Source organism: Kitasatospora sp. NPDC057015, from assembly GCF_042673745.1.
Lineage (GTDB): Bacteria > Actinomycetota > Actinomycetes > Streptomycetales > Streptomycetaceae > Kitasatospora.
Genome location: NZ_JBHUSG010000045.1, coordinates 1 through 24,810 on the forward strand (window position 1 = coordinate 1; position 24,810 = coordinate 24,810).

General features: G+C 72.6%; 22 protein-coding genes. 7 read left to right on the forward strand and 15 right to left on the reverse strand.

Annotation, left to right across the window (positions count from 1 at the left end):
- Window positions 1-103: 103 nt before the first annotated feature.
- Window positions 104-1,393, reverse strand: coding sequence for a choice-of-anchor A family protein (locus ACFTWP_RS31825; protein WP_380268432.1), 1,290 nt, complete (start codon window positions 1,391-1,393; stop codon window positions 104-106).
- 235 nt (window positions 1,394-1,628) lie between these two features.
- Between ACFTWP_RS31825 and ACFTWP_RS31830 the strand changes: the two genes are divergently transcribed.
- Complete coding sequence (locus ACFTWP_RS31830) at window positions 1,629-2,600, forward strand: heme A synthase (RefSeq protein ID WP_380268433.1); 972 nt, start codon at window positions 1,629-1,631, stop codon at window positions 2,598-2,600.
- Between the two features lie 42 nt (window positions 2,601-2,642).
- Here ACFTWP_RS31830 and ACFTWP_RS31835 read toward each other — a convergent pair whose 3' ends face one another.
- The 3 genes from ACFTWP_RS31835 to ACFTWP_RS31845 all read right to left on the reverse strand — a co-directional run bounded on the left by ACFTWP_RS31835 (window position 2,643) and on the right by ACFTWP_RS31845 (window position 4,765).
- Window positions 2,643-2,981 (reverse strand): hypothetical protein, encoded by a 339-nt coding sequence (locus tag ACFTWP_RS31835; RefSeq protein ID WP_380268434.1) that lies wholly within the window; start codon window positions 2,979-2,981, stop codon window positions 2,643-2,645.
- A gap of 139 nt (window positions 2,982-3,120) precedes the next feature.
- Window positions 3,121-3,648 (reverse strand): GNAT family N-acetyltransferase, encoded by a 528-nt coding sequence (locus tag ACFTWP_RS31840; RefSeq protein ID WP_380268435.1) that lies wholly within the window; start codon window positions 3,646-3,648, stop codon window positions 3,121-3,123.
- Between the two features lie 175 nt (window positions 3,649-3,823).
- Window positions 3,824-4,765 (reverse strand): heme o synthase, encoded by a 942-nt coding sequence (locus tag ACFTWP_RS31845; protein WP_380268436.1) that lies wholly within the window; start codon window positions 4,763-4,765, stop codon window positions 3,824-3,826.
- A 482-nt stretch (window positions 4,766-5,247) separates the two neighbouring features.
- On the opposite strand from ACFTWP_RS31845, the gene tkt reads away from it, so the two are divergent.
- From tkt to pgl, 5 genes are all read left to right on the forward strand, one after another.
- Window positions 5,248-7,347, forward strand: a complete 2,100-nt coding sequence (gene tkt / locus ACFTWP_RS31850; RefSeq protein WP_380268437.1) for a transketolase — start codon at window positions 5,248-5,250, stop codon at window positions 7,345-7,347.
- A gap of 149 nt (window positions 7,348-7,496) precedes the next feature.
- Window positions 7,497-8,636, forward strand: coding sequence for a transaldolase (tal, locus tag ACFTWP_RS31855; RefSeq protein ID WP_380268438.1), 1,140 nt, complete (start codon window positions 7,497-7,499; stop codon window positions 8,634-8,636).
- A gap of 61 nt (window positions 8,637-8,697) precedes the next feature.
- Window positions 8,698-10,254: a glucose-6-phosphate dehydrogenase gene (gene zwf, locus ACFTWP_RS31860; RefSeq protein ID WP_380268493.1), complete on the forward strand. Its 1,557-nt coding sequence runs from the start codon at window positions 8,698-8,700 to the stop codon at window positions 10,252-10,254.
- Window positions 10,251-11,402 (forward strand): glucose-6-phosphate dehydrogenase assembly protein OpcA, encoded by a 1,152-nt coding sequence (gene opcA, locus ACFTWP_RS31865; RefSeq protein WP_380268439.1) that lies wholly within the window; start codon window positions 10,251-10,253, stop codon window positions 11,400-11,402. The genes zwf and opcA overlap by 4 nt, the downstream gene beginning before the upstream one ends.
- Window positions 11,399-12,187, forward strand: coding sequence for a 6-phosphogluconolactonase (gene pgl / locus ACFTWP_RS31870; protein ID WP_380268440.1), 789 nt, complete (start codon window positions 11,399-11,401; stop codon window positions 12,185-12,187). Before opcA ends, pgl begins: the two co-directional genes overlap by 4 nt.
- 422 nt (window positions 12,188-12,609) lie before the next feature.
- Here the strand turns inward: pgl and ACFTWP_RS31875 are convergent, their stop codons facing one another.
- From ACFTWP_RS31875 to ACFTWP_RS31920, 10 genes are all read right to left on the reverse strand, one after another.
- On the reverse strand, window positions 12,610-12,945 hold the full coding sequence (locus ACFTWP_RS31875; protein WP_207811681.1) for an RNA polymerase-binding protein RbpA: 336 nt from the start codon (window positions 12,943-12,945) through the stop codon (window positions 12,610-12,612).
- 275 nt (window positions 12,946-13,220) lie between these two features.
- A complete protein-coding gene (gene secG / locus ACFTWP_RS31880) occupies window positions 13,221-13,457 on the reverse strand; it encodes a preprotein translocase subunit SecG (protein ID WP_380268494.1) in 237 nt (78 codons plus the stop codon).
- An 87-nt stretch (window positions 13,458-13,544) separates the two neighbouring features.
- Window positions 13,545-14,330: a triose-phosphate isomerase gene (tpiA, locus tag ACFTWP_RS31885; RefSeq protein WP_380268441.1), complete on the reverse strand. Its 786-nt coding sequence runs from the start codon at window positions 14,328-14,330 to the stop codon at window positions 13,545-13,547.
- A 3-nt stretch (window positions 14,331-14,333) separates the two neighbouring features.
- A complete protein-coding gene (locus ACFTWP_RS31890; protein ID WP_380268442.1) occupies window positions 14,334-15,539 on the reverse strand; it encodes a phosphoglycerate kinase in 1,206 nt (401 codons plus the stop codon).
- Between the two features lie 182 nt (window positions 15,540-15,721).
- On the reverse strand, window positions 15,722-16,729 hold the full coding sequence (gap, locus tag ACFTWP_RS31895) for a type I glyceraldehyde-3-phosphate dehydrogenase (protein WP_380268443.1): 1,008 nt from the start codon (window positions 16,727-16,729) through the stop codon (window positions 15,722-15,724).
- 288 nt (window positions 16,730-17,017) lie between these two features.
- A complete protein-coding gene (whiA, locus tag ACFTWP_RS31900) occupies window positions 17,018-17,998 on the reverse strand; it encodes a DNA-binding protein WhiA (RefSeq protein WP_073928888.1) in 981 nt (326 codons plus the stop codon).
- Complete coding sequence (gene yvcK, locus ACFTWP_RS31905) at window positions 17,989-19,068, reverse strand: uridine diphosphate-N-acetylglucosamine-binding protein YvcK (protein ID WP_380268495.1); 1,080 nt, start codon at window positions 19,066-19,068, stop codon at window positions 17,989-17,991. Before yvcK ends, whiA begins: the two co-directional genes overlap by 10 nt.
- Before the next feature lie 57 nt (window positions 19,069-19,125).
- Window positions 19,126-19,956: an RNase adapter RapZ gene (gene rapZ / locus ACFTWP_RS31910; protein ID WP_380268496.1), complete on the reverse strand. Its 831-nt coding sequence runs from the start codon at window positions 19,954-19,956 to the stop codon at window positions 19,126-19,128.
- 172 nt (window positions 19,957-20,128) lie between these two features.
- Window positions 20,129-22,327, reverse strand: coding sequence for an excinuclease ABC subunit UvrC (uvrC, locus tag ACFTWP_RS31915; protein WP_380268444.1), 2,199 nt, complete (start codon window positions 22,325-22,327; stop codon window positions 20,129-20,131).
- A 229-nt stretch (window positions 22,328-22,556) separates the two neighbouring features.
- Window positions 22,557-23,579 (reverse strand): ArsR/SmtB family transcription factor, encoded by a 1,023-nt coding sequence (locus ACFTWP_RS31920; RefSeq protein ID WP_380268445.1) that lies wholly within the window; start codon window positions 23,577-23,579, stop codon window positions 22,557-22,559.
- A 237-nt stretch (window positions 23,580-23,816) separates the two neighbouring features.
- Between ACFTWP_RS31920 and ACFTWP_RS31925 the strand changes: the two genes are divergently transcribed.
- On the forward strand, window positions 23,817-24,230 hold the full coding sequence (locus ACFTWP_RS31925) for a hypothetical protein (protein WP_380268446.1): 414 nt from the start codon (window positions 23,817-23,819) through the stop codon (window positions 24,228-24,230).
- A gap of 73 nt (window positions 24,231-24,303) precedes the next feature.
- On the opposite strand, the gene ACFTWP_RS31930 is transcribed toward ACFTWP_RS31925, so the two are convergent.
- Window positions 24,304-24,747 (reverse strand): Rieske (2Fe-2S) protein, encoded by a 444-nt coding sequence (locus ACFTWP_RS31930; protein ID WP_380268447.1) that lies wholly within the window; start codon window positions 24,745-24,747, stop codon window positions 24,304-24,306.
- Between the last annotated feature and the right edge of the window lie 63 nt (window positions 24,748-24,810).

Here is a 24,810-nt window from a genome sequence, read left to right on the forward strand (position 1 = left end):
CCACCCCCCCACGCCGGCCGGGGGTTTCGGCGCCCCCCCCGCGGGGGGCCCCCGGCGCCCGCCCCGGCCCGCGGGGCCACCGACGCGTTCGGCTGTTCCGCCGTCAGGCCCGGCCCGCCGCCCGGCGGCGGCTGGCGACCACGATGGCGCCGCCGGCCGCGAGGACGACCACGCCGCCGATCGCGATCGGGAGGGCGCCGCCGGCGCCGGTGAGGGCCAGGCCGCCACCGGTGCTCGGGGTGGCCGAGGGGCTGGCGCTCGGGCTCGGGACGACGCCCGGCACGGCCGGGGCGCTGCCGCTCGCGCTGGGCGAGGGCTTGGGCGTGCCGCCGGGGGTGGTGGCCGGCGTGATGGCCGGGGTCGAGGCGCCCGGGGTGGTCGGGGCGGAGGTGCCCGGTGCGGGAACGCCCGGGGTGGTCGGGACGACGACCGGGGGCACCTCGGCGGGCAGGCAGCCGGTGAAGGGGTAGTGGTGCGTCTCCGCGCCGCCCTTGCCGGTGAGCGACTTGGCGATGACCGAGCCGTTGACCGGGCCGCCGCTGCCGAGGTCGAAGGCGGCGTTCGGGGCGAGCACGCTGCCGGCCCAGGCGGCGGCGCTGTTCTTGACGACCTTGGTGGCGGTCGGGAAGTTCCAGAGCAGCTTTGCGCGCACGGCGCCGCCGGAGGCGGACTGCAGCTTGTCGTCGAGGACGTAGCCCTTGGTGTCCGCGTCCCAGAGGAAGAAGCCGGTGGTGCCGGCGGCGGCCATGTCGTAGCCGGCACCGGTGACGTTGACGATGGTGGAGGCGCCGGCCGGGACGTGGACGTACACCTCCTTCGCGGCCTGGAGGGTCGCGGCGGGGACGGTGAAGCTGTTCACCGAGGCGTCGGTGCCGGTCAGGGTGAGGCGGGTGCCGTCGGTCTCGACCTTGGCCCCGGCCGTCGCGGGGGCGGCGGCGAGGGCGGCGGAGGCGGCGCGCAGCTTGGTGAACTCGGCAGCGAAGTCGATCGGGGACGGCCCCTTGGCGATCTTGCCCTGGTGGGCGTCGAGGACGCCGGTGAGGGTCCCGGCGTAGCTGCCGTTGCCCTTCATCACCTGCGTGTTGGTGCCGGTGATGTTGCCGGCGACGACCAGCGCGTTGCCGCCGGGGAGCGCCGCCACCTGTGCCGGGGTCAGCTCCTGGCCGACGGTGAAGCCGCCGGTGAAGTCGGCGTTGCCGCCGATCGCGACCGCGCCCTCGGCGTCGGGCGTGTGGGTGTCGTCGCCCTCGACGAACTCGCCGTAGAGGTTGGCGACGCCCAGGCTCTGGCACTGCTGGCCGGCCGGGGCCGCCTGGGAGGCCGGGGCGAGGAAGGCGCCCAGGGCCAGGGAACCGCCGAGCGCGAGGGCGACGGCGGGTACGGATATGCGCATGTGCAGGATCTCCGCTGTGGGTGCGGGGTGGGAGAGATCCACAGGTGTGGACCAATCGCACTCTTACGGCCAAACCGGCGAATGGTCAAGACCTTTGCTCGCAGTGGTCGAGACCTCTGTCCGCATTGCCCGGTTGATCACGTTTACGACCGCGGGCCCGGGGCCGCCACGGGCACGGCGCCGCACCCGACGGCCCCGCCGGAAGATCGCCCACCGTGCAATCTAGGATGAATCCGTGCGTACCCCTTCCTCTCTTCTCGCCGAACGCTGGCAGCCCTCCGCCGTCGTCGTACGGCGGGCCGCGCTCGCCGCCCTGGTGATGAGCATCGTGATCGTGGTCACCGGCGGGGCCGTCCGGCTCACCGCCTCCGGCCTCGGCTGCACGACCTGGCCGAGCTGCACCGGCGAGAGCCTGACGCCGACCCCCGAGATGGGCCTGCACGGGGTCATCGAGTTCACCAACCGGATGCTGACGTACGTGCTGTGCGCGGCGATCGGCTGGGCGATCCTGGCGGCGCGCTGCGCCCTCCCGTGGCGACGGAGCCTCACCCGGCTCGGCTGGGCGCAGTTCTGGCTGGTGATGAGCAACGCCGTGATCGGCGGCATCACCGTGCTGACCGGCCTCAACCCGTACACGGTGGCCGTGCACCTGATCTCCGCGATGGCGCTGGTCTGGGTCGCGACCCTGATGTGGGAGCGCTCGAAGGAGGGCGACGGCGCACCTCGGCCCTCGGTCGCGCGGCCGATCACCCAGCTCGCGTACGTGCTGGTGGGGGTCGTCGGACTACTGGTGGCGGCCGGCACCCTGGTGACGGGGGCGGGGCACCACCCGGGCACGCCGACGGACAACCGGATGGTGCCGCGGATCCCGCTGGACTACGACCGGCTCGCGCAGGTGCACGCCGACCTGGCCTTCGTCTCGGTCGGCCTGGCGGTCGCGGTGCTCTTCGTGTTCGCCGCCGTCAAGGTGCCGCCGGCCGCCCGGGCCCGGGCCCGCGAGCTGCTCGCGGTGCTGCTCGTCCAGGGCGTGCTGGGCTTCGTCCAGTACTTCACCCACGTGCCGGAGCTGCTGGTCGGGGTGCACATGCTGGGCGCCACGCTGACCTGGATCGCCGCGCTGCGCATCCCGCTCGCGCTTCGGACGCGCACGCAGGAGCCGGCCGGCGCCCCGCTGCCCGACCGGACCCCGGCCGCGGCCGCCGTCTGACCCGCCGTACGACCCGGGCCCCGGTCGTTGCGGGCGGCGGACTCAGCCGCCGAGCTGGATGCCCGCCATCCGCTTCCACTCGTAGGAGCCGGTCTTCACCCGCAGGCCGAGCTCGCCCTCGAAGGTGTCGTGCACCGTGAGGCCGGCGAGTTCGGCGGCCCGCAGGCCGACGGCGTAGGTCGGGGCGACCTGGTCGCCCCAGGTGCCGTCCGCACCGACCACGACGATCCGGGTCGCGGTGCGGCCGACGTACTCGACGACGCCCTCGGCGCTGCCGCCGTGCTGGGCGGCGAAGCTGGTGAGGTGCTTGGCGATGCGCTTGGCACGGCGCTCGGCGCGGGCGTCGGTCGCGGCGGGGGTGGCGGTCTCTGCGCTGCTCATGCCCGCATGCTACCGATCGGTAGCGGGACTCGCGACGGCAGCGCCGTGTGCGGCGGGCCACACCGCCGCGCCTCCCCCCGCTCCTGTTCCGACCGGGCCTCCGGTCGGGCCCCCACCTCGGCCGGAACGGCGCCTGCGGTCAGGCCCGGGCCGCGGGTGCCGCCGGGGCCGTCAGGTCGAGGCACCAGTCGTTGCAGCGCATGAAACTGCCCTTCGGGTACTCGAACTCGCACTCGTCGAGCAGGGTGAACCCGGCCCGGCGGCAGATGGCGTTGGACGCGGGGTTGCCGACCGAGGGGAAGGCGTGCAGCTCCCGGTGGCGCTCCTCGGCCCGTACGGCGGCGATCACGGCCCTGGCCGCGGCCACCGCGACGCCCCGGCCCTGGAATCCGGGCAGGACGGCCCAGCCGGTCTCGTAGACCTTCTCGCCGCGCCAGACGGTCTCCCAGAACCCGATGCTGCCGGCCGCCCGCTCCTCGCCCGCGAGGTGGACGGTGAACATCCGCCCCCGGCCGGTGCCGGGCAGGTCCACGTACCGCCGGTGCCGGTCGAGCAGCTGCTGCTCGGTCTCCGGGCCGCCCAGGTGCTCGGTCATCTCCGGCGCGTTGGTCTGCCGCAGCAGCCAGAGGTCGTCCTCCGCCCAGGGTTCCAGCCGTACGTCCTGCATGTCGACCTCCGCTCCGGCCGGCGCGTCGGGCGCCGGAACGACCACCCAGCATGGCACGGACGCGGCGGCCCGGGCCCCGGCCGGACGGCGGGCCCGCCCGCGGACGGCGCGAGGCCCCGCCATCCGGGGACGGCGGGGCCTCGGTGCGGATCCCGCGGGACCACCCGACGGGCGACTACCCGATGAAGGGGTCCACGGCGATGACCACGAAGAGCAGCGTCAGGTAGGTGATCGACCAGTGGAACAGCCGCATCTCCTTGAGCTTGGCGCCCACCAGGCCGGCCTTGGCCCGGTTGTACAGGCCGTGCGCCTCCTTCAGCCAGGCGGCGCCGAGCACCAGGGCGGCGGCGGGGTACAGCAGGCTGGTGTCGGCGAGCGGCCACAGGGCCAGCGAGACGGCCACCATCACCCAGGAGTAGGCCACGATCTGCTTGGCGACCGCCAGGTTGCCCTTGATCACCGGCAGCATCGGCACGCCGGCCTTGGCGTAGTCCTCACGGACCTTCATCGACAGCGGCCAGTAGTGCGGCGGCGTCCAGAAGAAGATGACCAGGAACAGCACCAGGGCGGACCAGGAGACCGAGTTGTCGACGGCCGCCCAGCCGACGAACACCGGCATGCAGCCGGCGATGCCGCCCCAGACGATGTTCTGCGCCGTGCGCCGCTTGAGCCCGAGGGTGTAGACGAAGACGTAGAACAGCAGCGCCGCCAGGGCCAGCCCGGAGGAGAGCCAGTTGACCAGCAGGCCCAGCCACAGGGTCGAGACGACCGCCAGCGCGATGCCGAAGACCAGCGCCTCGGGCGGCGAGACCATGCCGGTCACCAGCGGCCGGCGCTCGGTGCGGGACATCACCGCGTCGATGTCGCGGTCGATGTACATGTTGAGGGCGTTGGCGCCGCCGGCCGACAGGTAGCCGCCGACGACGACCTCCAGCACCAGCAGCGGGTCCGGCACACCGCGCTGCGCCAGGAACATCACCGGCACGGTGGTGATCAGCAGCAGCTCGATGATCCGGGGCTTGGTCAGGGCGACGAACGCGCCGACACGGGCCCCGAACGGCCGGTGCGCATGCGTCGCACCGGTGACCCCGGCGGGGCGGGATTCGACGGCGGTCACTAACACCCCAACTGAAGAAAAATCCTCGCAGGCGTCCACCGGACCAAAGGTGCCGAATTCGTCCGCTCTGCGCGTACCACGCCACCTTAGACGCTCCATATCTCCCGACCGGCCTCGGGGTCCCCCGGCGGGGCGGAACGCACACCGCTGGGTGAACGGGCTCCGCGGGGCGGTGCGCGGCGGGGCCGGGGCGGTCGGCGGCGCCGCGGGGCTCGCCCGTCCTGCCGTCCGGAGAGGCAGCCGCCGGGAAAAGGGACGAGTGTGGACAAAGCCCCTGTCCGCGCGTCCGGGAATGGCGACCCGCAAGGCCCGGTTGACCCAGCACGGAGGGTGAGCCCCGGCCCAAACGGTAGGCTCGCACAGAGAAGCGGGATCTACCCTCCGTGACCGGCACCACCCAAACGTCTGGTCCACAGCGACGTGGCCGACCCGGTCCCCTTCACGGGGTCACTCTTCAATACGGAAGGAGCCCTGAGACTAGGGTGAGCACCACGCCGACGAACGCATTCGAGTGGACCGAGCTGGACGAGCGTACGGTCGACACGGCCCGTGTCCTGGCCATGGACGCAGTACAGAAGGTCGGCAACGGACACCCGGGGACGGCCATGTCGCTGGCCCCCGCGGCGTACCTGATCTTCCAGCGCTTCCTGCGCCACGACCCGACCGACCCCGCCTGGGTGGGACGCGACCGCTTCGTCCTCTCCCCCGGACACACCAGCCTCACGCTCTACACCCAGCTCTACCTGTCCGGCTACGGCCTGGAGCTGGACGACCTCAAGGCCTTCCGGGTCGCCGGCAGCCGCACCCCCGGCCACCCCGAGCACGGCCACACCGCCGGCGTGGAGACCACCACCGGTCCGCTCGGCCAGGGCATCGCCAACGCCGTCGGCATGGCGATGGCCGCCCGCTACGAGCGCGGCCTCTTCGACCCGCAGGCCGCCGCCGGCGCCTCGCCGTTCGACCACACCATCTGGGCCATCGTCTCCGACGGCGACCTGGAGGAGGGCATCTCCGCCGAGGCCTCCTCCCTCGCCGGCCACCAGAAGCTCGGCAACCTCGTCGCCCTCTACGACGACAACCACATCTCGATCGAGGGCGACACCGAGACCGCCTTCTCCGAGGACGTCCTCAAGCGCTACGAGGCGTACGGCTGGCACGTCCAGCGCGTCACCCCGAAGGAGAACGGCGACGTGGACGTGGCGGCGCTGGCCGCCGCACTGGACGCCGCCAAGGCCGAGACCTCCCGCCCGTCGATGATCGCCATGCGGACGATCATCGCCTGGCCGGCCCCGGACGCCCAGAACACCGCCAAGGCCCACGGCTCCGCCCTCGGCGCGGCCGAGATCGCCGCCACCAAGAAGGTGCTCGGCTTCAACCCCGACGAGACCTTCGAGGTGACCGACGAGGTCATCACCCACGCCCGCGAGGTGGTCACCCGCGGCAAGGCCCACCGGGCCGAGTGGGAGAAGGGCTTCGCCGCCTGGCGGGCCGGCGACCCCGCGCGCGCCGCCGAGTTCGACCGCATCCAGGCGGGCGAGCTGCCGGAGGGCTGGAAGAGGCAGATCCCGTCCTTCCCGGCCGGCAAGGACGTCGCCACCCGCAAGGCCAGCGGCGAGACCCTCAAGGCGATCGGCGCGGTCATCCCGGAGCTGTGGGGCGGCTCGGCCGACCTCGCGGAGTCCAACCTGACCACCATCGACGAGGAGTCCTCCTTCCTCCCCGAGGGCAACCCGCTCAAGAGCGCCTCCCCGTACGGCCGGACGATCCACTTCGGCATCCGCGAGCACGCCATGGGCTCCACCATGAACGGCATCGCCCTGCACGGACGCACCCGCGTGTACGGCGGCACCTTCCTGGTCTTCGCCGACTACATGCGCCCCGCCGTGCGCCTGGCCGCCCTGATGAAGCTCCCGGTCACCTACGTCTGGACGCACGACTCGATCGGCCTCGGCGAGGACGGCCCGACCCACCAGCCGGTGGAGCACCTGGCCTCGCTTCGCGCCATCCCGGGCCTGTCCATCGTCCGCCCGGCCGACGCCAACGAGACGGCCGTCGCCTGGCGCACCGTCATCGAGCGCCAGACCAGCCACCCCGGCCCGGTCGGCCTGGCCCTCACCCGCCAGAACGTCCCGACGTACGACCGCGAGGTCTTCGGCTCCGCCGAGGGCACCGCCCGGGGCGGCTACATCCTGGCCGAGGCCTCCAGCGGCGTGCCGCAGGTGATCCTGCTCGGCACCGGCTCCGAGGTCCAGCTCGCCGTCAAGGCGCGCGAGGTCCTGGAGGCCGAGGGCATCCACACCCGGGTGGTCTCGCTGCCGTCCTTCGAGTGGTTCCAGGAGCAGGACCAGGCCTACCGCGACAGCGTGCTGCCGCCGGACGTCAAGGCCCGGGTCTCCATCGAGGCCGGCATCGCGCAGGGCTGGCGCGAGCTGGTCGGCGACCACGGCCGCATCGTCAGCCTGGAGCACTTCGGCGCCTCCGCCGACTACCAGGTGCTCTTCCAGGAGTTCGGCCTGACCAGCGAGACCGTGGTGGCCGAGGCGCACAACGCGCTGCGCTCGCTGGAAGCCGTCAACCGCTAGCGAGGGTGCACGCCCCCGCGGCGGGCGACCGCTCACCCGCCGCGGGGGCCGTGCACAGCACAGCGCGCCGCGTGCCCGGCCGCACACCGGGTACGCGGCCCGTACGACGAACTCAAAGACGCAGAAGACCAAGAAGAGGACTGAGCACCATGACTGACGCATTGAAGCGCCTCAGCGACGAAGGCGTGGCGATCTGGCTGGACGACCTCAGCCGCAAGCGGCTGAACACCGGCAACCTGGCCGAGCTGGTGCAGAACAAGCACGTCGTGGGCGTCACCACCAACCCCACCATCTTCCAGAAGGCGATCGGCGGCGGCGACACCTCCTACGACGCCCAGCTGCGCGACCTCGCCGTCCGCAAGGTCACCACGGACGAGGCCGTCCGCATGATCACCACCTCGGACGTCCGCGACGCGGCCGACGTGCTGCGCCCGGTCTACGACGCCAGCAACGGCCGCGACGGCCGGGTCTCCATCGAGGTCGACCCGCGCCTGGCCCACGAGACCGCGGCGACCATCGCCGAGGCCAAGCAGCTGTGGTGGCTGGTCGACCGCCCCAACGTGCTGATCAAGATCCCCGCCACCAAGGCCGGCCTGCCCGCCATCACCGAGGTCATCGGCAAGGGCATCAGCGTCAACGTCACCCTGATCTTCTCGCTGGAGCGCTACCGCGCCGTGGTCGACGCCTACCTGGCCGGCCTGGAGCAGGCCAAGGCCAAGGGCCTTGACCTCTCCGCCATCGAGTCCGTCGCCTCCTTCTTCGTGTCGCGCGTCGACACCGAGATCGACAAGCGCCTCGACAAGGTCGGCGGCGACGCCAAGGCGCTGCGCTCCAAGGCCGCGCTGGCCAACGCCCGCCTCGCCTACCAGGCGTACGAGGAGGTCTTCGGCTCCGTCGACGGCACCACCGCCCCCGGCGCCCGCTGGAAGGCCCTGGAGGCCGCCGGCGCCAACCCGCAGCGCCCGCTGTGGGCCTCCACCGGCGTGAAGGACCCGGCCCTGCCGGACACCCTGTACGTCACCGAGCTCGTCGCCCCCGGCACGGTCAACACCATGCCCGAGGCCACCCTGGACGCCACCGGCGACCACGGCGTCGTCACCGCCGGCACCATCACCGACAACTACGCCGACGCCGCGTCCGTGATGGCCGCCATCGCCGCCGCCGGCGTCGACTACGACGACGTGGTCCAGGTGCTGGAGGACGAGGGCGTCGAGAAGTTCGAGCAGTCCTGGAACGAGCTGCTCGACACCGTCACCGCCTCGCTGGCTTCCTTCGCAGCCGAGAAGTGATCCCCGCTCACACCAGCGCACTGAAAGCGGAGCCAATCAAGTGAGCACTGATTACCCCGAGTTGACACAGGACGCCGAGGCGGGAGACCCCCCACCGGCACCCGTCAACCCGCTCCGTGACCCCACCGACCGGCGGCTCCCGCGCATCGCGGGGCCGTCCGGCCTGGTCATTTTCGGGGTCACCGGCGACCTGTCCCGCAAGAAGCTCATGCCGGCCATCTACGACCTCGCCAACCGCGGCCTGCTGCCGCCGGGCTTCTCGCTGATCGGGTTCGCCCGCCGCGAGTGGGAGGACGAGGACTTCGCGCGCGAGGTGCACGACGCGGTCAAGGAGCACGCGCGTACGCCGTTCCGCGAGGAGGTGTGGCAGCAGCTCGCCAAGGGCATGCGCTTCGTCCAGGGCGACTTCGGCGACGACGACGCCTTCGAGCAGCTGCGCGAGACCATCGAGGAGCTCGACAAGGCGCAGGGGACGGGCGGCAACTTCGCCTTCTACCTCTCGGTGCCCCCGAAGTTCTTCCCGCTGGTCGTCCAGCAGCTGAAGAAGCACGGCCTGACCGATCCCCCGCAGGGCTCCTGGCGCCGCGCGGTGATCGAGAAGCCGTTCGGCCACGACCTGGAGAGCGCCCAGGAGCTGAACCGGATCGTCCACGAGGTCTTCCCCCGTGACGAGGTCTTCCGGATCGACCACTACCTGGGCAAGGAGACCGTCCAGAACATCCTGGCGCTGCGCTTCGCCAACACCATGTTCGAGCCGATCTGGAACCGGTCGTACGTCGACCACGTGCAGATCACCATGGCCGAGGACATCGGTATCGGCGGCCGTGCCGGGTACTACGACGGCATCGGCTCGGCCCGTGACGTGATCCAGAACCACCTGCTCCAGCTGATGGCGCTCACCGCCATCGAGGAGCCGGCGTCCTTCCACCCGAAGGCGCTGGTGGCCGAGAAGCTCAAGGTGCTCAGCGCCGTCAAGCTCCCCGCCGACCTGGGCAAGCACACCGTGCGCGGCCAGTACGCGGCCGGCTGGCAGGGCGGCGAGGAGGTCGTCGGGTACCTCGACGAGGACGGCATCAACCCGGCCTCGAAGACCGACACCTACGCCGCCATCAAGCTGGAGATCAACAACCGCCGCTGGGCGGGCGTCCCGTTCTACCTGCGCACGGGCAAGCGCCTGGGCCGCCGGGTGACCGAGATCGCGGTGGTCTTCCAGCGGGCGCCGTACCTGCCCTTCGACTCCTACGCGACCGAGGAGCTGGGGCAGAACGCCCTGGTCATCCGGGTCCAGCCGGACGAGGGCGTCACGGTGCGGTTCGGCTCCAAGGTGCCGGGCACCTCCTTCGAGGTGCGGGACGTGACGATGGACTTCGCCTACGGCGAGTCCTTCACCGAGTCCAGCCCGGAGGCGTACGAGCGGCTCATCCTGGACGTCCTGCTCGGTGACGCCAACCTCTTCCCCCGGCACCAGGAGGTCGAGCTCTCCTGGGAGATCCTCGACCCGATCGAGAAGTACTGGGACGCCCACGGCAAGCCCGCGCAGTACCCCGCCGGGACCTGGGGCCCGGTGGAGGCGGACGAGATGCTCGCACGAGACGGCAGGAGCTGGCGCCGGCCATGAAGATCGACCTGACGGACACCACGTCCAGCAAGATCAACGCCGCCCTGATGGACGCCCGGCGGGCCGGTGGCGCGGGCGCCGCCGGCATGGTGCTCACCCTGGTGATCGTGACCGACGAGGGCAGCGCGTACGACGCCCTCAAGGCCGCCAACGACGCCTCCCGCGAGCACCCCTCGCGCACCCTCGCGGTGATCAAGCGCGCCGGGCGCTCGCCCCGGGCCCGCGCCGAGACCCGCCTGGACGCCGAGATCCTGGTGGGCTCCGACGCCGGCTCCGGCGAGACGGTCGTCCTGCGCATGCACGGCGAGCTCGCCGCGCACGCCCAGTCGGTCGTCCTGCCGCTGCTGCTGCCGGACGCCCCGGTGGTGGTGTGGTGGCCGGAGAACTCCCCCGCCCACCCCGCGCAGGACCCGCTGGGCGCCCTCGCCCAGCGCCGGATCACCGACGCGGTCACCGCCGAGTCGCCGGTCGGCCAGCTCGCCCAGCGCGCCCAGAGCTACACCCCGGGCGACACCGACCTGGCCTGGACCCGGATCACCGGCTGGCGCTCCATGCTGGCCGCCGCCCTGGACCAGCGCCCGGCGAAGGTCACCTCCGCCGTGGTCGAGGGCGAGTCCTACAACCCCAGCGTCGAGCTGCTCGGCCTCTGGCTGACCACCCGGCTGCACGTCCCGGTGGAGCGGGTGGTCACCGGCGGCCCCGGCATCACCTCGGTGACGCTGCGCACCAAGGACGGCGACATCACCCTCGACCGTCCGGACGGCCTGATGGGCACCCTGTCCATGCCGGGCGCACCGGACCGCCAGGTGGCGCTCAAGCGCCGCGAGACCTCGGAGCTGATCGCCGAGGAGCTGCGCCGCCTGGACCCGGACGACATCTACGCGACGTCGGTGCGCACGCCGGTCGAGCGGCTGCGCGAGCCGGTCAACGCCGAGACGACGGCCGCGGACAAGGCCGCCAAGGCCGTCGAGGCGGCCACCGCCGCCCCCGTCCGGGTGACCGCCAAGGTGCCGGCCGAGCCCGTCGAGGCACCGGCGAAGGCGGCCGAGGCACCGGCGAAGGCCGCCGCCAAGGCGCCGGTCCGCAAGACGGCCGCCGCGGCGAAGAAGGCACCGGCCAAGCGCGCCACCAAGCGGGCCGGCTCGTGACCGCCGCCGTCCCGCAGCTGGTGGTCCACCGGGACAAGGAGCTGATGGCGCAGGCCGCGGCGGCCCGGCTGATCACCCGCATCGTCGACGCGCAGTCCGCCCGCGGCACCGCCTCGGTGGTGCTGACGGGCGGGCGCAACGGCAACGCACTGCTCGCCGCGATCGCCGACTCCCCGGCACGGGACGCGGTGGACTGGCGGCGGCTGGACCTCTGGTGGGGTGACGAGCGCTTCCTGCCCGCCGAGGACACGGAGCGCAACGTCGTCCAGGCCAGGGCGGAGCTGCTGGACCGGGTGCCGGTCGACCCGGCGCGGGTGCACGAGATGCCGGCCTCGGACGGCACCGACGGCTCCGACGTGGAGGCGGCGGCCGACCGGTACGCCAAGGAGCTGGCCGCGGCCGCGGAGCCGGGCGACCGGCTCGGTGTACCGGCCTTCGACGTGCTCCTGCTCGGGGTCGGTCCGGACACCCATGTGGCGTCCCTCTTCCCCGAACACCCCGGTGTCCGGGAGGGCGAGCTGACCGTGATCGGCGTCCGGGGGGCTCCCAAGCCCCCGCCGACCAGGATCTCGCTCACCCTGCCGGCGATCCGGGCCGCCCGCGAGGTCTGGCTGCTCGCGGCCGGCGAGGACAAGGCGGACGCGGTCGCACTGGCCCTCTCCGGCCCGGGCGAACTGCAGGCGCCCGCCTCCGGCGCGTACGGGCGCAGCCGTACGCTCTGGCTGCTCGACCGGTCCGCCGCGTCGAAGCTGCCGCCCGAACTGTACCCGCCGGCCTCGGCCTAGGCGGTGACGGACGGAGGTGGGTGCAGCCGCGCCCGCCCCCTTCCGCGTTCGGTGCGGGCGACCGTCGGCCCACCCGGTGCCGGGCCCACCGGACGGCGAGGGCGGCCCGGGCCGGGCGGATCAGCGGCTCCACGCCCCGCCTCCCGGTCCGAGCCGGCCTCGCGGGCCCGGCGGGCCCAGGCGGCCGGCTCCGCCCGCAGGGGCGAGTCCGCAGCGGACTCCGCCCCGGCCGGCGAGCGCAGCACGAAGGTGCCGGCGCCCGGCCGCGGGGCGACCAGCCCTCGCGTTCCGGTTCGCGGTGGGCCTTGAGGACGGTGTCGGGCCCCGCCGTCGAACCGCACCCGGCGGGGCCCCGGGGCGCAGCGAACGCGCGAAGGGGGCCGGGCCAGTGGCCCGGCCCCCTTCGTGGAGGTGCGGTGGACTCAGATCTCGCCGCGCAGCTTGGCGAGCGCCTCGGCGAGGATCGCCTCGCCGTCGGCGTCGGTGCGCCGCTCGCGGACGTACGCGAGGTGGGTCTTGTACGGCTCGTTGCGCGACGGGGCCGGCGGGTTGTGCTCGTCCTGGCCGGCCGGGAAGCCGCAGCGCGGGCAGTCCCAGGTCTCCGGGATGACGGCCTCGGCGGCGAAGCTCGGGCGCGTCTCGTGCTTGTTGGCGCACCAGAAGGAGATCCGGTTGCGGGGCGCGGACTCGCCGCGCTCCGCCTCGCCCATCGGGCCGGCGCCGACTCTGCTGCCACGGATGGCGTTGCCACTTGCCACGGTCTGACTCCCTGCGTGCTGATGCGATGCGATCTCAGCCGACACCCTGGGACAGGGAGACCCGGGCCCCTCGCGGGGTGCGGATCGCGGCCAGTATCCACTGCCGACCGGCTACGGCCTGCGGGCGGTGGCGAAGTTGTCCCAGTGTAAGCAGCCGATAAGGATCTGTCCGCACCGCCTCCGGGAATGCCCCGGAACCGGGCACCCCCTCAGGATAGGCGGGCGGACGACGCGCCGTCAGATATGCGCGGAAAAGGCTGTTCGGGCAGGAAACATCAGCTCTTGTACTTGAGCACCAGGCCCAGAATCATGATGCAGGCGAACCAGCCGACCCCGACGATGATGGTGATGCGGTCGAGGTTGCGCTCGGCCACGGCCGAACCGCCGCCGGCGGACATCGCGCCGCCGCCGAACATGTCGGACAGGCCACCGCCCTTGCCCTTGTGCAGCAGCACCAGGAGCACCATCAGCAGGCTGAAGATGATCAGGGCGATGGAGAACCCGAGAACCAACACAGCGGACCAACTCTCTCGTTCATCGGCAAGGGGCCGGACCGCCCTGAGCGGTCCGGCCCCAAAGCCTACGTTGCTGCAGCGGCGTTAGCCTACTGCCTGCTCACGGTAACGCACGATCCTGACGAACTCGTCGGCGTCCAGGGAGGCTCCGCCGATCAGGGCGCCGTCCACGTCGGGCTTGGCCATCAGGCCGGCCGCGCTGGAGGCCTTCACCGAACCGCCGTAGAGCACGCGGACCTTCGCGGCCAGCTCGCCGTCGTACAGCTCGGCCAGGCGGGCGCGGATCGCCGCGCAGACCTCCTGGGCGTCCTCCGGGGTCGCCACCTCGCCGGTGCCGATGGCCCAGACGGGCTCGTACGCCACGACGACGCTCTCGGCGTCCGCGGCCGGGACGCCGTCCAGGGCGCCGTCCAGCTGGGCCAGCGTGTGGGCGACGTGGGTGCCCGCCTTGCGGACCTCCAGGGGCTCGCCGACGCACAGGATCGGCGTGATGCCGCTGCGGTAGGCCGCCTTCACCTTGGCGTTGACGATCTCCTCGTTCTCGCCGTGGTACTGGCGGCGCTCCGAGTGGCCGATGGCCGCGTAGGTGCACTTCAGCTTGGCGAGCATCGGGCCGGAGACCTCGCCGGTGTAGGCACCGGAGTCGTGGGCCGAGATGTCCTGCGAGCCGTACTTGATTTTCAGCTTGTCGCCGTCGACCAGGGTCTGGACCGAGCGCAGGTCGGTGAACGGCGCGAGCACCGCGACCTCGACCGCCTCGTAGTCCTTGTCGGCCAGCGCGAAGGCCAGCTTCTGGGTGTGCTGGATGGCCTCAAGGTGGTTGAGGTTCATCTTCCAGTTGCCCGCCATCAGCGGGAGACGCTCGGTCATTGATCAGCCTTCCAGGGCGGCGAGACCGGGGAGGGTCTTGCCCTCCAGGTATTCGAGGCTCGCGCCCCCGCCGGTCGAGATGTGCCCGAACTTCGTCTCGTCGAAGCCCAGGATGCGGACGGCGGCGGCGGAGTCCCCGCCACCGACCACGGTGAACGCGTCACTGTCCAGCAGCGCCTGCGCGATCGCCCGGGTGCCGGGGGCGAACGCCGGGTGCTCGAACACGCCGGCCGGGCCGTTCCAGAACACCGTCCTGGCGTCAGCCAGCTTCGCGGCGAACAGCTCGCCTGACTTGGGGCCGATGTCCAGGCCCAGCACGCCGTCCGGGATCTTGTCGGCGTCGACGACCTGGAAGTCCTCGACCGGGGCGCCCGCCTTGACGTCGGGGAAGCTCCCGGACACCGCGATGTCGACCGGCAGCACGAACTCGACGCCGGTCTCCTCCGCCCGCTTCAGGTACTCCTTGACGACCGGGATCTGGTCCTCCTGCAGCAGCGAGCTGCCGACCCCGTGACCCTGGGCCGCGAGGAAGGTGAACACCATGCCGCCGCCGACCAGGATGCGGTCGGCCTTGCCCAGCAGGTTGTCGATCACGCCGACCTTGTCGGAGACCTTCGAGCCGCCGAGCACGACGACGTACGGGCGCTCCACCTCCTCGGTGAGGCGCTTGAGCACGCCGACCTCGGTGGCGATCAGGTCGCCGACGGCGTGCGGCAGGCGGGCCGGCAGGTCGTAGACCGAGGCGTGCTTGCGGTGCACGGCGCCGAAGCCGTCGCCGACGTAGAGGTCGGCCAGGCCGGCCAGGGCGTCCGCGAAGACGCCGCGCTCGGCGTCGTCCTTGGCGGTCTCGCCGGCGTTGAAGCGCAGGTTCTCCAGCAGCGTGACCTCGCCGTCGGCCAGGGCGGCGACGGTGGCCTTCGCGCTCTCGCCCACGGTGTCGGTCGCGAACGCGACCGGCGCACCGAGGATCTCGCCGAGGCGGACCGCGACGGGGGCGAGCGAGAACTGGGGGTCGGGCTCGCCCTTCGGGCGCCCGAGGTGGGACGCGACGATCACCTTGGCGCCGGCCTGCAGCAGCTTCACGATGGTCGGCGCGACGGCACGGATCCGGCCGTCGTCGGTGATGCTCCCGTTGGAGAGCGGGACGTTCAGGTCGGCGCGGACGAACACGCGCCTGCCGGCGACGTCGAGGTCTTCGATGGTCTTCACGGTCTTCGAGTCTCCTGGGGAGAGGTGGAACGAGGCGACGGCACGACGCCGGGCCGCCGGGTCCGAGAAGCGAGGGTGCCGGGTGAGGTGGCGCGGGCGCAGGGGCGCGAAGGAACAAGGCCCGGACGGTCGCGCACGGCCGTCCGGGCCCTGTTCCTCACTTCACGTCAGCTCCCGCTGCGTCAGAGCTGGCCACCGACGAGGGTGGTCAGGTTGACGAGGCGGTTGGAGTAGCCCCACTCGTTGTCGTACCAGCCGAAGACCTTGACCTGGTTGCCCTGGACCATGGTCATCAGCGAGTCGAAGATCGTGGAGAACGGCGAGTTCACGATGTCGGAGGAGACGATCGGGTCCTCGGTGTACTGCAGGATGCCCTTGAGCGGGCCGTCCTCCGCCGCCTTCTGGAAGGCCGCGTTGACCTCCTCGACCGTGACGTCGCGCTCCAGCGTGACGACCAGGTCGGTGATCGAGCCGGTGGGGACCGGGACGCGCAGCGAGGTGCCGTCCAGCTTGCCCTTGAGCTCGGGGATGACCAGGGCGGTGGCCTTGGCGGCACCGGTCGAGGTCGGGATGATGTTCAGCGACGCGGCGCGCGCACGACGCAGGTCCTTGTGCGGGAAGTCCAGCGTGACCTGGTCGTTGGTGAACGCGTGCACCGTGGTCATCAGACCCTTGACGATGCCGAAGTTCTCCAGCAGCACCTTCGCCAGCGGCGCCACGCAGTTCGTGGTGCACGAGGCGTTGGAGATGACGGTGTGGTTCGCGGCGTCGTACTTGTCGTCGTTGACGCCCATGACGATGGTGACGTCCTCGTCGGTGGCGGGCGCCGAGATGATGACCTTCTTCGCGCCGGCGGTGACGTGCTTCTTCGCAGCGTCGGCCTTGGTGAAGATGCCGGTCGACTCGATCACGATGTCCACGCCCAGGTCGCCCCAGGGCAGGTTGGCCGGGTCGCGCTCGGCGATGACCTTGAAGGTCTTGCCGTCGACCGTGATGCTGTCAGCGGTGTGGCTGACCTCGGCCTGGAGGGTGCCCAGGATCGAGTCGTACTTGAGCAGGTGCGCCAGGGTCTTGGTGTCGGTCAGGTCGTTGACACCGACGATCTCGATGTCCGCGGCCTGGGCCCGAACCGCGCGGAAGAAGTTGCGGCCAATGCGGCCGAATCCGTTGATGCCTACCCGGATCGTCACGAACCGATCTCCTTGTTAGGTACGCCGGAACTATGCCGACGGGGTGGAAATGGGATGTCCCCGACCACCCATGACCCTACCTCTCCGAGACCGGCGAGGGCACATCGCCCTGGGCCGACACCGCGGCGTGGCGTGTCAAGGGCGCCCGAGCAGGGCTTGTGCCGCGGGCGCCCGCGGAGCCGGTCGCCGGACACCGGAGGGGACTTGGGGAACAGTTCGAATGCGAAACGGCTGGTGTCCACGATGTGGGACACCAGCCGTTCGACAGGTGAGATCAGCCGGCCCGGCTCAGCTGAGCGCCATCTCGTCGGTCAGGTTCGCCTCGGTGCTGGGAAGCCCGAGCTCGGAGGCCCGCTTGTCGGCCATCGCCAGCAGCCGGCGGATCCGGCCGGCCACCGCGTCCTTGGTCAGCGGCGGATCGGCGAGCGCACCCAGCTCCTCCAGCGAGGCCTGCTTGTGCTGCATCCGCAGCTGGCCGGCCGCCGCCAGGTGCTCCGGCACCTCGTCACCGAGGATCTCCAGCGCGCGCTGCACCCGGGCGCCCGCGGCGACCGCCGCGCGCGCCGAGCGGCGCAGGTTGGCGTCGTCGAAGTTGGCCAGCCGGTTGGCGGTGGCCCGCACCTCGCGGCGCATCCGGCGCTCCTCCCAGGCCAGCACCGACTCGTGCGCGCCCAGTCGGGTCAGCAGCGCGCCGATCGCGTCGCCGTCCCGGATCACCACCCGGTCCACCCCGCGCACCTCGCGGGCCTTCGCCGGGATGCCGAGCCGCCGGGCCGCACCGACCAGCGCCAGCGCCGCCTCCGACCCCGGGCAGGTGATCTCCAGCGAGGAGGACCGGCCGGGCTCGGTCAGCGAGCCGTGGGCCAGGAACGCCCCGCGCCACGCCGCCTCGGCGTCGCAGGTCGCACCGGAGACCACCGCCGGGGGCAGCCCCCGGATCGGGCGTCCCCTGCCGTCCACGAGCCCGGTCTGCCGGGCGAGCAGTTCGCCGTCCTTGACCACCCGCACCACGTACCGGCTGCCGCGCCGCAGACCGCCGGGGGCCATCACCACCAGGTCGGAGGAGTGTCCGAAGATCTCCAGCAGATCCTTGCGCAGTCGCCGCGCCGCCACGCCGGTGTCCAGCTCAGCCTCGATCACGATCCGGCCGCTCACAATGTGCAAGCCGCCCGCGAACCTGAGGATCGCCGAAACCTCCGCCTTGCGGCAGCAGGCCCGGGTGACGGGGAGCCGGCTGATTTCGTCCTTCACCGCTGCCGTCATCGCCATGGGCCGATCCTTCCATGTGTCCGGAAAATCCGGTCGTACGCCGCGGCCAGAAGCTCCCGGTCGTGTCGCGGCGTGCCGTCCGCCGCGGCGACCCGGTCGAGCACCAGGGCAGCGCCCATCCGCTCCGCCGCCTTCTCCAGGCCGGCCAGGTCGGCGACGCCGAAGGCGCCGCCGGTGACCGCCCGCTCGTCCACCAGGATCGCATCAACGGCGAGCCCGGGGGCGTGGTCGGCGATCACCTCCAGGTGGCGCTGCGGGGTGAAGCCCTCCGTCTCGCCGGGCTGGGGGGCCAGATTCAGGGTGAGCAGGCGCCGGGCGCGGGTCTCGACGAGCGCCCTCGCGAGGTCCGGCACGAGCAGGTGCGGCAGCACGCTGGTGAACCAGGAGCCCGGGCCGAGCACGACCCAGTCGGCCTCCCGGACGGCCGCGACGGCCTCGGGGACGGCCGGCGGCGCGTCCGGCAGCAGCCGGATCGACTGCACCGTACCGGGGGTCACCGCGACGTTCGCCTGGCCGCGCACGGGCGACAGCTCCGCGGGCCGGGCCGGGTCGTGGCCCCGGACCTCGGCCTCGATGTCGAGCGGGACGGCCGACATCGGCAGCACCCGGCCCTGCACGTTGAGCAGTCGACCGACCCAGTCCAGCGCCGCCACCGGATCGCCGAGCTTCTCCCAGAGGGCGACGATCAGCAGGTTGCCGACCGCGTGGCCGCCGAGCTCACCGGTGCCGCTGAAACGCTGCTGGATCACCTCGGACCAGGTCCGGCCCCATTCGTCGTCCCCGCAGAGCGCCGCCAGCGCCTTGCGCAGGTCACCGGGCGGCAGCACACCGAGCTCGGTGCGCAGCCGCCCGCTGGAGCCGCCGTCGTCCGCGACCGTGACCACCGCGGTGAGGGCGGTGGTGAGCCTGCGCAGCGCCGACAGGGAGGCCGACAGGCCCTGCCCGCCGCCCAGCGCGGCGATCCTCGGGGCGTTGGCGCGCGGCTTGCCCGCCGTCGTGGCGCGTGAAGGGACCGCCGACCGGTCGGCGGCCTTGTTCTGGAGCTGCCGCCCGGGCACGTATCCCGCCACAACCACCTCGGCTTCCTCTGCCTGCCGCCGCCCACCGCCTGGCGGCAGGGCTCGCGGCTACTCCCGTCCCATGTCCCGGTGGACGAGCACCGTCTCCACGCCGTCGGCGATGAGACGCTTCGTCAACCGCTCGGACATGGCCACGCTGCGGTGCTTGCCACCGGTGCAGCCTACGGCAAGCGTCATGTACCGCTTCCCCTCGCGGCGGTACCCCTCGGTGACGATACGCAGCAGGTCCGTGTAGCCGTCAAGGAATTCGTTCGCACCGGGCTGCTGAAACACGTAGTCGGCGACGTCGGCGTCGGTGCCCGTGCGCGCACGCAGCTCGGGCACCCAGTGCGGGTTCGGCAGGAAGCGACAGTCCACCACGAGGTCGGCGTCGACCGGCAGGCCGTACTTGAAGCCGAAGGACATCACCGTCGCGCGCAGCTCGGGCTCGTTGTGGTCGGCGAACTGGGCGTCCAGCTTGGCCCGCAGCTGGTGGACGTTGAGGTTGGAGGTGTCGATCACCAGGTCGGCCTCGCCGCGCAGCTCGCGCAGCAGGTCCCGCTCCTGGGCGATGCCGTCCACGATCCGGCCCTCGGCCTGCAGCGGGTGCGGGCGGCGCACGCTCTCGAAGCGGCGGACCAGCGCGTCGTCCGAGGAGTCCAGGAAGACGACGCGCATCCGCACGCCGCGCTTCTCCAGCTCGTCCAGCGAGGTCAGCAGGTCGTCGAAGAACTTGCGGCCGCGGACGTCGACCACGACGCCGATCCTCGCGACGGCGCCCTGGGAGCGCGCGCCGAGGTCGACCATGGTCGGGATCAGGGCCGGCGGCAGGTTGTCGACGACGAACCAGCCCAGGTCCTCCAGGCACTTCGCCGCCGTGGAGCGGCCGGCTCCGGACATGCCGGAGATGATCACCAGCTCCGGCGCGGTCTCGGCCACGTCTGTCACGGTCACTTCGGTTCCCCGCTCTCAATGGTTCTGCTGAGGAGAACGCCCGGGGCGGCGCCGCGCTTCCCCAGGTCACCCTGGGGAGTGAAGGCGGGCCGCACGGGCTGACGGGCGGCGCCGGCCGTCATGGCGTCTCCGGTGGTGTTGCGGTCGATGGCACTGCGACGGGCGGCACTGCGGAGGGTTCCACCGCGGCGGGTCGCGCTGCGGCGGGTTGGACTGCGGTGGGTCGCGCTGCGGCGGGTTGCGCTGCGGTGGGTTGCGCTGCGGTGGGTCGCACGGCGGCATCCCCGGCCACGGCGCCCTCGTCGGCGTCGTCGGCGTCGTTGTCAAGGATCTCTCCGGTGGCGGTGTTCACCGCGAACGCCGCGGGTGTACGGGAGGCCAACGCTGCCGCAACAGTCTCGGCGGTGCGCCGGCCGATGCCCGGGACCTCGCAGAGCTCGTCCACGGTGGCCGCCCTCAGCTTCTTCAGCGAGCCGAAGTGCTTGAGCAGGGCCTGGCGGCGAGTCTCGCCCAGGCCGGGGACGGAGTCCAGCTCCCCCGCGGTGAGTCGCTTGGAACGCTTGTTGCGCTGGTACGAGATGGCGAAGCGGTGCGCCTCGTCACGGACCCGCTGCAGCAGGTACAGGCCCTCGCTGCTGCGCGGCAGGACCACCGGGTCGTCCTCGCCGGGCAGCCAGACCTCCTCCAGGCGCTTGGCCAGGCCGCACAGCGCGACGTCGTCCACACCCAGTTCGTCGAGCGCGCGGCGGGCCGCGGCCACCTGCGGCTGGCCGCCGTCGACCACCAGCAGCTGCGGCGGGTAGGCGAAGCGGCGCGGGCGGCCGGTCTCGGGGTCGATCGGGCCGGCCGGCAACTCGCCCCCGGCGGCGGGCGGCTGCCCCGGGTCGTCGGCCTCCGGAACCGCCCACTCGCCGGTCTGCTCGCGCTCCTGGAGGTAGCGGCGGAACCGGCGACTGATCACCTCGTGCATCGAGCGGACGTCGTCCTGGCCCTCGAAGCCCTTGATCTGGAACCGGCGGTACTCGCTCTTGCGCGCCAGACCGTCCTCGAACACCACCATCGAGGCGACCACGTCCTCGCCCTGCAGGTGCGAGATGTCGAAGCACTCGATGCGCAGCGGCACGGAGTCCAGCTCCAGCGCCTCGGCGATCTCCTGCAGGGCCCGGCTGCGGGTGGTCAGGTCCGAGGCGCGCTTGGTCTTGTGCAGGGCCAGCGACTGCTGGGCGTTGCGCTCGACCGTGGCCATCAGGTCCTTCTTGTCGCCGCGCTGCGGCACCCGCAGGTCGACCTGGGAGCCGCGCAGGCCGCTCAGCCACTCCCGCACCGGCCCGGCCGGCTCGGGCAGCGCCGGCACCAGCACCTCCCGCGGGACGCTCTCCGCGCCGCCGCCGTAGAGCTGCTGGAGGGCGTGCTCGACCAGCGCCGCCGTGTCGACGTCCTCGACCTTGTCCGTGACCCAGCCGCGCTGGCCGCGCACCCGGCCGCCGCGGACGTGGAAGATCTGGACGGCGGCCTCCAGTTCGTCCTCGGCGAGGGCCAGCAGGTCGGCGTCGGTGCCGTCCGCGAGGACGACGGCGTTCTTCTCCATCGCCCGCTTGAGCGCGCCGATGTCGTCGCGCAGCCGGGCGGCCTTCTCGTACTCCATGTCGGCGGCGGCCTCGCGCATCTGCTCTTCCAGCCGGCGCAGGTGGTTGCCGGTGCGCCCGGCCATGAAGTCGCAGAACTCCTCTGCCAGCTCGACGTGTTCGGCCTGCGAGATCTTGCCGACGCACGGGGCGGCGCACTTGCCGATGTACCCGAGCAGGCACGGCCGGCCGACCTGGGCCGCCCGCTTGAAGACGCCGTTGGAGCACGTCCGGACCGGGAAGACCCGCAGCAGCAGGTCGACCGTCTCGCGGATCGCCCAGGCGTGCCCGTACGGGCCGAAGTAGCGCACGCCCTTCTTGTGCGCCCCGCGCATCACCTGGACCCGCGGGAACTCCTCGTTCAGCGTGACCGCGAGCTCCGGATAGCTCTTGTCGTCCCGGTACTTGACGTTGAAACGGGGGTCGAACTCCTTGATCCAGGAGTACTCCAGCTGCAGCGCCTCGACCTCGGTGCCGACCACCGTCCACTCGACGGAGGCGGCCGTGGTGACCATCGTCGCCGTGCGCGGGTGCAGGTTCGCGATGTCCTGGAAGTAGGAGGACAGCCGCGGGCGCAGGCTCTTGGCCTTGCCGACGTAGATGACCCGCCCGTGGACGTCGCGGAACCGGTAGACACCGGGTGAGGTCGGAATCGCGCCCGGAGCGGGGCGGTAGGTGGACGGGTCAGCCATGGGTCTACCGTACCGAGTCGGCCGGACATCCCGGGGAGCGGTTCACCCTTCGGCCCGCGGGACGGCGGCCGCCCCCTCGACCTGGCCGGTACCGGGTCGGGGCACGGGTCGACGCCGGGTCGGGAGCGGCTTCGGGCACGGGTTCGGGCACGGGTTGAGGAGCGGCTTCGGGCACGGGTTCGGGCACGGGTTGAGGATCGGGTTCGGGCACGGGTCGGCGCGGGACCGGTCAGCGGGCGGCGCCGCGGTTGAGCAGGTCGAGGCCGAGCGGGGTGATCGAGTGCAGCACCGCGCCGCCCCGACGGCGGGTGGTGATCAGGTTGGCGTCGCGCAGCACGCCCGCGTGCTGGCTGGCGGCCGCCGGTGAGATGCCGAGCCTGCGGGCCAGCTCCCCGGTGCTGCACCCCTGCGCCACCACGTCCAGGGCCGCCGCCCTGGTCCGGCCCAGCAGCGCGCCGAGGGAGCGCCGGGCCTCCGTACCGCCGTCGCGGTCGCCGTCGTCCCAGAGCGCGGCCGCGGTGAGCGGGTCGCGCAGCGTCGGGATGCCCAGGACCAGCGGCGCGGCCTCGTCCGTCAGGTCGGTCAGCAGGACGGCCTGGTGGGCGAGGAACACCGTCGGCGCGAGGACGAGTCCGCGGCCGGCGAGCCGGATGTCGGCGTCCCGGGGGAACCGGACCCGCAGGACCGGGGCCTCCCAGCGCACCAGCGTGGGGCAGACCGTCTCCAGCAGTCGCTCGACGCCGCCGTCCAGCACCGTGCGCGCGTAGCCGGCCCTGACGGCGTCGAGATGCCCGCGCATCCGGTGCCAGTGGGGTTCCACCAGCGCGCGGTAACAGGAGTCGAGCGAGCCGGCCAGCAGCTCCCTGGCCTCCCGGTCGCCCTCCATCAGCGCCCGTAACCACCGGGGTTCGGCCCGCGGCAGGGCGAGGTGCTCGATCTCCATCCGGACCAGCGAGTCGGCGGCGGACAGCAGGTGCTCGGCGCCGGCCTCGATCGAGGGCGCGGAGCCGGCGAGCGCCGACAGGTCGAGCGCCTGGCCGGGGCCGGGCACCAGCGAGACCATCGGCCCGAGCGCCTCCCGGAGCCGGCCGCCGAACTGCCCGCTCAGCTGCCTGCGCCACGGCCGGAAGGCCACCGGGCTGACCCGGCAGAGCAGTTGGTCGAGCGCGTGGCCGGTCTCGGCGGCCGCCCCGACCGTGCCGGCCACCCTGGTCCTGGCCAGGTCGTCCGCCGTGAAGTGGATCCGCAGCATGGGTCCTCCCCTCCCCCGGAGGCCCCCGCCTCCGCCCCGCCTGCAGTCTCGCGGGTCGTGCGCACGCCGTCCAGCTGCGGTTTTAAGGCTCGGCCGAAAGGCCTGCCGGCGGTGGACTCCCGGGCCGCAGGCTGGAGTTGTCCGGCCCGACGGCCGGACCCGCACCTCCGGGGGCGATCACCGTTCACCAGGATCACCGTTCACCAGGATCACCGTTCACCAGGAAGAGGGAACAGCATGAGGAAGATCTCCACCGCCGTGGCCGGGGTGGCCGTGGCCGCGCTCGCCGCACTGCTGCCTGCCACCGCGCAGGCCACGCCGTCGCAGGTCTCGGCGGACGGCAACCTGCACGCCTACCTGGGCGTCAACCGGACCACGCAGTGCGCCCAGTGGGCGGGCAACTCGTCGAACTGGGGGTCGTGCGCCAACGTCACCCACTCGCTGTGGAACAACGGCGTGGACGACGGGATGGGCGACGTCCTGGTCTACTGGGGCACCGGCTACAGCGGCGCCTACCGCTGCATCGACACGGGCACGGTGATCGACGACCTGTCCACGGTGACGTTCAACCGGGGCACCGGCGGCGGGCGCGGCCAGACGCTGGAGAACAACATCGCGTCCCACCGGTGGGTCCCGTCGGGCACCTGCTGAGGGACGGCGGCAGCCGCCCGGTGACGCTGCCGGGCGGCTGCCGCCGGGGCCGGGCCCCGGCCGGCCCGCCCGGTCAGGCCTGGGTCACCGTGAGGGTGCCGTCCTTCTCCGTCACCTGGTACGAGGGCAGCGGGGTGGGGGCCGGGCCCGTGCCCTGGACCGAGCCGTCGGTGATGCTGAACCGGCTGCCGTGGCAGGGGCAGAGGATCTCGTTGTTCTTGACCTGGTCGACGATGCAGCCGGCGTGGGTGCACTTGGCGCTGAACGCCTTGTACTGGCCCGCGGTCGGCTGGGTGACGACGATCTTCTTCTCGCGGAACACCTTGCCGCCGCCGACCGGCACCTCGCTGGCCGGGCCGACCTCGACCGGTCCGCCGGCCGCGGCCGTGGAGGAGGTGGAACCGCCGGCCGAGGAGCAGCCGGACACGGTGAGGGCGCCGCCGCCGGCGAGGACGGCGGCCGCTCCGCAGAGCAGGGTGCGGCGGGTGGTGGCGGGGCTCTGCTGGGCCTCGGACATCGGTGGCTCCTGCTCGTACGGTCGGATCTGCTGCGGACGGCCGGGCGGGCCCGGTGCGCCCGG

Coding starts and splice junctions, on each gene's coding strand:
- ACFTWP_RS31840 (WP_380268435.1), bottom strand. CDS start 3,648: ATGCAGGACGTACGGCTGGAACCCTGGGCGGAGGACGACCTCTGGCTG.
- ACFTWP_RS31930 (WP_380268447.1), bottom strand. CDS start 24,747: ATGTCCGAGGCCCAGCAGAGCCCCGCCACCACCCGCCGCACCCTGCTC.
- ACFTWP_RS31835 (WP_380268434.1), bottom strand. CDS start 2,981: ATGAGCAGCGCAGAGACCGCCACCCCCGCCGCGACCGACGCCCGCGCC.
- ACFTWP_RS31920 (WP_380268445.1), bottom strand. CDS start 23,579: ATGCTGCGGATCCACTTCACGGCGGACGACCTGGCCAGGACCAGGGTG.
- uvrC (WP_380268444.1), bottom strand. CDS start 22,327: ATGGCTGACCCGTCCACCTACCGCCCCGCTCCGGGCGCGATTCCGACC.
- ACFTWP_RS31925 (WP_380268446.1), top strand. CDS start 23,817: ATGAGGAAGATCTCCACCGCCGTGGCCGGGGTGGCCGTGGCCGCGCTC.
- tpiA (WP_380268441.1), bottom strand. CDS start 14,330: ATGACCGAGCGTCTCCCGCTGATGGCGGGCAACTGGAAGATGAACCTC.
- opcA (WP_380268439.1), top strand. CDS start 10,251: ATGAAGATCGACCTGACGGACACCACGTCCAGCAAGATCAACGCCGCC.
- whiA (WP_073928888.1), bottom strand. CDS start 17,998: ATGGCGATGACGGCAGCGGTGAAGGACGAAATCAGCCGGCTCCCCGTC.
- rapZ (WP_380268496.1), bottom strand. CDS start 19,956: ATGTCCGGAGCCGGCCGCTCCACGGCGGCGAAGTGCCTGGAGGACCTG.
- ACFTWP_RS31825 (WP_380268432.1), bottom strand. CDS start 1,393: ATGCGCATATCCGTACCCGCCGTCGCCCTCGCGCTCGGCGGTTCCCTG.
- tal (WP_380268438.1), top strand. CDS start 7,497: ATGACTGACGCATTGAAGCGCCTCAGCGACGAAGGCGTGGCGATCTGG.